Source organism: Microbacterium sp. zg.Y909, assembly GCF_024626565.1.
Genome location: NZ_JANJFJ010000261.1, coordinates 1 through 6,204, shown reverse-complemented (window position 1 = coordinate 6,204; position 6,204 = coordinate 1). Strand labels below are relative to the sequence as shown.

The following is a 6,204-nucleotide window of genomic DNA, read 5'->3' as shown; positions in this document are numbered from 1 at the left end:
GTCGAGCCCAAGGGCCACGCCACGAGTCCCAAGCCCCGCTACACCGAGGCGAGCCTGGTCAAGGCGCTGGAGGAGAGGGGCATCGGCCGCCCGTCGACCTTCGCCAGCATCATCGACGTGATTCTCGACCGCGGCTACGTCACCAAGCGCGGTCAGGCACTCGTGCCGAGCTGGCTCTCGTTCAGCGTCGTGCGCCTGCTCGAAGAGCACTTCGCGGACCTCGTGGATTATGACTTCACCGCCGCACTCGAGGACGACCTCGATGCCATCGCCCGCGGCGAGCAGCAGCGCGTGGCGTGGCTGAAGGACTTCTACTACGGCTCGAAGGACCACGTGGGCCTGCGTCACATCGTCGACAACCTCGGCGACATCGACGCGCGCGAACTCAACTCCACGCCCATCGGCGACATCGCGACGCTGCGCTTCGGCAAGTACGGCCCCTACCTCGAGGTGCCCGACGCGAGCGGCGACCCCGAGGCCAAGCCCCGCATCGTCAACGTCCCCGACGACCTCGCACCCGACGAGCTGACCCCGGCCAAGGCGCAGGAGCTCATCGACGCTCCCGTCGCCGGCGACCGGGTGCTGGGGGAGAACCCCGAGAACGGCAAGCTCATCGTCGTCAAGGACGGCCGGTTCGGTCCGTACGTGCAGGAGGTCGAGCCCGTCGATCCCGATGCCGCCGACCCGCAGACCGGCGAGGTCGAAGCCGAGGCGCCCAAGAAGAAGACCACGCGCAAGAAGGCGGATGCCGCGCCCAAGCCGCGGACGGCTTCGCTGTTCAAGAGCATGTCGGTGGAGACCGTCGACCTCGACACCGCGCTGAAGCTGCTGGCACTGCCGCGCGTCGTGGGAGTCGACCCCGAGTCGGGTGCCGAGATCACCGCGCAGAACGGCCGGTACGGTCCGTACCTCAAGAAGGGCACGGACTCCCGCACGCTGCAGAGCGAGGACCAGCTGTTCTCCATCACCCTCGACGAAGCGCTCGCCGTGTACGCGCAGCCCAAGTACGGTGCCCGCGCGGCATCCAGCGCGCTCAAGGAGTTCGAGGCGGACCCCGTCAGCGGCAAGCCGATCAAGCTCAAGGACGGCCGCTTCGGTCCGTACGTCACCGACGGCGAGACCAACGCGACCATCCCGCGCGGCGAGAACGCAGAAGAGGTCACGTTCGAGCGCGCCGTGCAGCTGCTGGCCGACAAGCGCGCGAAGGGCCCCGCTCCCAAGCGCACGACCCGCAAGCCCGCGGCACGCAAGCCCGCGGCCAAGAAGAAGTGATCGCGCACGGCGACCCGGTCCCTGAGGCCACCCACCGGGTCGCCGAGCCCGTCGAAGGGCCGCGCGGCCTCTGGGTCACATTCGAAGGCGGCGACGGCGCGGGCAAGACGACGCAGGCGGCGCTTCTGGAGCAGTGGCTGCAGCAGCAGGGCCGCACCGTCGTGCGTACCCGTGAGCCGGGCGGCACCGAGGTGGGCGTGCTCGTCCGCGACATCGTGCTGCACCACCGCGGCGACATCGCGCCCCGGGCCGAGGCGCTCCTCTACGCCGCCGATCGTGCCCATCACGTCGCCACCCTCGTGCGTCCCGCCCTCGCCCGCGGTGAGGTGGTCATCCAGGACCGCTACCTCGACTCGTCGGTGGCCTACCAGGGTGCTGGTCGGGTGCTGGATGCCGAAGAGGTGCGACGCCTGTCGCTGTGGGCGACCGAGGGCGCCCTGCCAGACCTCACGGTGCTGCTCGACCTCGACCCCTCGGCCGCGCGGGCGCGGCTGGACGCGGACGACAAGCCCTTCGACCGGCTCGAGGCAGAACAGGACGACTTCCACCGTCGTGTGCGCGACGGGTTCCTCGCCCTGGCCGCGGCGGAGCCTGCCCGCTTCGTCGTCGTCGACGCCGGGCTGCCGGTGGACGAGATCGCCGCGCGGGTGCAGCGCCGTGTCGCCGAGGTGCTCGCCGGCGAGTCCGGCTCCTAGGCCCCTGGCGGTCGTCGCCGACGGCAGCAGTCGGCGCCGTCCGACATCAGGAGGCGCTCTCGCGTCCCCCGACGGACACCACGCCCGCTTCGTACGCCTTGATGACCGCCTGCACGCGGTTGGGGAGCTGGAGCTTGGCGAGGATCCGGCCGATGTGCGCCTTGACCGTTGATTCGCTCAGGTGCAGGGCCTCGGCGATCTCGATGTTCGTCAGACCGCGCCCGATCAGCACGAACACCTCCCGCTCCCGCTCCGAGAGCGCGGACAGATCGTCGTCACGGCCTCCCTGCTGTTCGAGGTGCGGAACGGCCACCTCGATGAGTTTGGCCGTGACCCTGGGCGAGACGACGGCGTCGCCGGTCCTCACCGCGCGCACGGCGGCGACGAGCTCATCGGGGCGGGTGTTCTTCAGCAGAAAGCCGGCGGCTCCCGCGGTGAGCGCCCCGAAGGCGAAATCATCGCGGTCGTACGTCGTCAGCACCAGCACGCGGGTGTCGGGGTGGGTGCGCGAGATCTCCCTCGTCGCGTCGATCCCGTTCAGGTCCGGCATCCGCACATCCATGAGCACGACGTCGGGATGCAGGCGGCGGACCGACTGCAGGGCCTCGGCCCCGTTCGAGGCCTCGCCGACGACGGCGATGTCGGGCTCGGCCTCGAGGACGAGGCGCAGCCCGTAGCGCACGAGCTCCTGATCGTCGACCAGCAGAACCCGGATGCCGTCGGTCACGGCCGCCTCCTCAGTCATCGTCATCCGTTCAGGGGGAGTCGGACGAAAACCCGCCAGCCACCGCCGTCGCGAGGGCCGGCTTCCACCTCGCCATCGTAGAACGCCCCCCTCTCGCGGATGCCGACGAGTCCCCGGCCGGGGGAGTCCGTGGGCACGGCCGGCGCGGACGAGTCCTGCACCAGGATGGTCACCTCATCGTCGGCGAGCCTCACCCGCACGAACACGTCACGCACGTCGCGGGCGTGGCGCAGCACGTTGGTCAGCGACTCCTGAACGATGCGGTAGACGGTCGGGCCGACGGCGGAGTCGGCGGCGACGACGCCGGTGAGCTCCAGCCGCACCGGCAGTCCGGCGGCGACGAATTCGTCGACCAGGGCAGCAAGCTGTGCGGGGCCGGGCGGCGCCATCGTCGCCGCGTCGTCGTCGACCCGCGCCAGGAGCCGGCGAACCTCGCCGAGCGTGCGCCGGCCGGTGTCGGCCACCCGGGCCATCACCCGCCGGGACTCCTCGGGGCGCGTCGGCGCCACGGCGCTCGCCCCGTCGGCGAGGGCGGTCATCACGGCCAGCGAGTGAGCGATCACGTCGTGCATCTCACGCGCGATGCGCTCGCGCTCCTGTGCCCGTGCGATGCTCGCCTGCTGGTCGCGCTCCCGCTTCATCTGCTCCGCGCGCTCGACGAGCCCCGCGACGTGACGCCGCTGGTGGCCCCGGTTGATCCCGAGGAGCGTCGCGATCAGCGCCGCGCCCCCGAACAGCGCCAGGCTGCTGACCCAATCCGTCGGCCACGCCTCAAGATCCGAACGCGGAACGAGGCCGAGGATCGGCGGGCCGACCCGCACCCGGATCGCCAGGATCAGGCCGGCCACGGCGCCCGCCGCCAGCGCGACACCGAACGCCGCCCAGGCGCGACCCGCTCGGCTGGTGACCCCGATGATGTACAGCGCGAGCACCACCAGCGCAGTCTCGGCGCCCGTTCCCCACGCGGCCGAGGCGGACAGGAGCACCAGCAGCGCGAGGAATGACGCGCGCGGCCACCGGTGCCGGCAGAGCACAGCGGCCACCCCGCCCGCGGTCGCGAGCACGATCGGCCACAGCGGTGTCACGATCGTCGACTCGACCGACAGGTACCCGAACGCCGCGGCGAGCAGCAGATAGCCCACCAGGATCGAGCCGTCGGCCAGTGGCCAGCGCGCCACCCGGGGCCGCGGCGCGGACGCGGCATCGCCGGGCGCCGCGACGGCGGCACCCGGCGAGGAGAGGGACGACGGCCTCACGCGTCGCGCTTCGTCAGCGCGACTGCGCCCGCCGTCAGCGCCGCCGCGACCCAGAGGCAGACGAACAGCCCGCCCGCCTCGGCGCTGATGTGGCCGCCCCACACATCGAGGAAGGGAGCGCCCTCCGGGGCGACGCGTGCCATGGCATCGCCGGCGTTGCCGAGCAACATGACCCGCAGGACGCGCGAGAACAGGCTGTACGGCAGCACCGAGGTCAGCACCGGCCCGAGGAGCGTGACGACGAAAACGATGATCGCACCCGCGGTCGTGGAGCGCACGACCGCGCCGAGGCCCACGCCGAACGCCGCACAGAGGCCGAGGTACGCCGCAGCGCCGAGCAGCGCCGGCAGCACGCCGGGCGCACCCAGCGGCGCGTCGAGTCCGAACCGCGCGTAGAGCGGGTACGTCGCCGCCCACGAGCCGAAGACGGTCACCAGCGCGACCACCGTCACGACGCCGAACGCCACGATCGCTTTGGCCCACAGCGCCCGCAGCCGCGTCGGCGAGGCGAGCAGGGTGGACTGGATGGCGCCCGAGGAGTACTCCGCGCCGATCGACATGACGCCGAGGATACCGGCGATGATCTGCCCGACCACGACCATCGCGATCGTCACCTCGCCGATCGTGCGCTCGATGGACGGCACCGATGGGACTCCCGAGGACTCCAGCGTGAGTGCGAGGAACAGGCTGCCGCCCAGCCCGATGGCGAGGATGCCGCCGAGCGCGAGGAACGACGACGGCAGGCTGGTGAGCTTGATCCACTCGGAACGGAGGGTTGCCGAGAAGGGTGGACGTTGCGTGCGGGCGTCCGCACGGTGCGCCTTGGTGGTGAGCGACATCATCGGTCCGCTCCTTCCCCGGCGACGGGCGCCGATCGGTATTCGACCGCGCCTGCGGTCAGCGAGAGATAGGCATCCTCGAGGGAGCCTTCGACCGTGGTGATCTCGTAGAGCACCACACCGGATGCCGCGGCGGCATCGGCCACCTGCTCCGCGGTCAGCGACGTGATGTCGAGGGCCCCGTCGTGGCGGGTCGACACCGTGACCTCCGGCGCCGCGATGGCGGCGATGAGCCGGTCGACGTCCCGGGTGCGCACGCGGACGGCGGACCGGGTGGCCCCGGCGACCACCTCGCGCATCGGGCCGTCGGCGAGGATGCGACCCTGTCCGATGACGATGAGGTGATCCGCCGTCTGGGTCATTTCGCTCATCAGGTGGGAGGAGAGCAGAACGGTCCGTCCCTGCGCGGCGAGCTCGCGCAGCAGCCCCCGGATCCACAGGATCCCCTCCGGATCGAGCCCGTTGACCGGCTCGTCGAGGATGATCGTCTGCGGGTCGCCGAGCAGCGCGGCAGCGATGCCCAGCCGCTGGCCCATGCCCAGCGAGAAGCCGCCTACGCGCTTTCCGGCGACGGTGTCGAGCCCGGTGAGTTCGATCACCTGGTGCACCCGCGCGGCGCCGATACGGTGCGTCGCCGCGATCGCCAGCAGGTGCTTGTACGCGGTGCGGCGCCGGTGGGCGGCGCGGGCGTCGAGAAGGACGCCCACTTCACGCAGCGGAGCCGGAAGGTCCCGGTACGCCCGCCCGTTGACCTCGGCCGTACCCGATGTGGGGCGGTCGAGCCCCACGATCATGCGCATGGTGGTGGACTTTCCTGCGCCGTTCGGACCCAGGAAGCCGGTCACTCTGCCCGGCTCGACCGTGAAGTCGATGCCGTGCACGGCCACCTTCCGGCCGTATCTCTTCGTCAGGGACTGAACCCGGATCATCTGTGCACCTTTCGTCGCCTTCGACGCTACGGACGCGCCCACAGCGCCACATCGGCCTGCGGTCGCGACTATCGGCATCCGACCAGTACCCAGGTACACACCGGTGAGGGGCCATGCGCTGACACCGCCGACAGAGTCGGTGCCCCCGGTTAGGCTGGACCCCATGGAGTCCGCCGCGATCGTGCACGAGTTGCCGTGGGGCGACGTGTGGGGGCAGGACGAGGCGGTCGCGCAGCTGCAGGACGCGGCATCCGACCCCGCCTCGATGACCCACGCGTGGCTCATCACGGGACCTCCGGGCTCGGGCCGCTCCACCCTCGCCTACGCGTTCGCCGCCCGCCTCATCGCCGGCGATGGCGACGACGTGGACCACGTCATGAGGCAGGTGCTCGCCGGCACCCACCCCGACCTCACGGCGCTGCGCACCGAGGGCGTCATCATCTCGATCAAAGAAGCCCGGGCGCTCGT

The 6,204-nt window shown here is 71.4% G+C and carries 6 protein-coding genes and 1 pseudogene; 3 read left to right on the top strand and 4 right to left on the bottom strand.

Annotated features, from left to right (window positions below; genetic code table 11):
* Both NQ160_RS16525 and tmk read left to right on the top strand, forming a co-directional pair.
* Positions 1-1,272: topoisomerase C-terminal repeat-containing protein (locus tag NQ160_RS16525; protein ID WP_257516258.1), on the top strand; the 1,272-nt coding region annotated here is incomplete at its 5' end.
* Complete coding sequence (gene tmk / locus NQ160_RS16520; RefSeq protein WP_257516257.1) at positions 1,269-1,967, top strand: dTMP kinase; 699 nt, start codon at positions 1,269-1,271, stop codon at positions 1,965-1,967. The genes NQ160_RS16525 and tmk, both read left to right, overlap by 4 nt.
* Positions 1,968-2,013: 46 nt before the next feature.
* Here tmk and NQ160_RS16515 read toward each other — a convergent pair whose 3' ends face one another.
* From NQ160_RS16515 to NQ160_RS16500, 4 genes are read right to left on the bottom strand one after another with little or no spacing between them, the layout of a single operon-like run.
* The gene (locus tag NQ160_RS16515; protein WP_257516256.1) at positions 2,014-2,694 is read right to left on the bottom strand and encodes a response regulator transcription factor; all 681 of its coding nucleotides are present in this window, start codon (positions 2,692-2,694) and stop codon (positions 2,014-2,016) included.
* 20 nt (positions 2,695-2,714) lie between these two features.
* Complete coding sequence (locus NQ160_RS24905; protein ID WP_257516255.1) at positions 2,715-3,968, bottom strand: sensor histidine kinase; 1,254 nt, start codon at positions 3,966-3,968, stop codon at positions 2,715-2,717.
* Positions 3,965-4,810, bottom strand: coding sequence for an ABC transporter permease (locus NQ160_RS16505; protein ID WP_257516254.1), 846 nt, complete (start codon positions 4,808-4,810; stop codon positions 3,965-3,967). The genes NQ160_RS24905 and NQ160_RS16505 overlap by 4 nt, the downstream gene beginning before the upstream one ends.
* Entirely contained in the window at positions 4,807-5,736 is a 930-nt protein-coding gene (locus tag NQ160_RS16500) for an ABC transporter ATP-binding protein (protein ID WP_257516253.1), read from the bottom strand. The genes NQ160_RS16505 and NQ160_RS16500 overlap by 4 nt, the downstream gene beginning before the upstream one ends.
* A 163-nt stretch (positions 5,737-5,899) precedes the next feature.
* Between NQ160_RS16500 and NQ160_RS16495 the strand changes: the two are divergent.
* Positions 5,900-6,204: pseudogene (locus tag NQ160_RS16495) on the top strand (DNA polymerase III subunit delta'); the annotation flags it as partial.

What these genes read in the sequence shown, in the direction of transcription:
- NQ160_RS16500 (WP_257516253.1), bottom strand. Translation starts at nt 5,736, where the DNA reads ATGATCCGGGTTCAGTCCCTGACGAAGAGATACGGCCGGAAGGTGGCC.
- NQ160_RS16505 (WP_257516254.1), bottom strand. Translation starts at nt 4,810, where the DNA reads ATGATGTCGCTCACCACCAAGGCGCACCGTGCGGACGCCCGCACGCAA.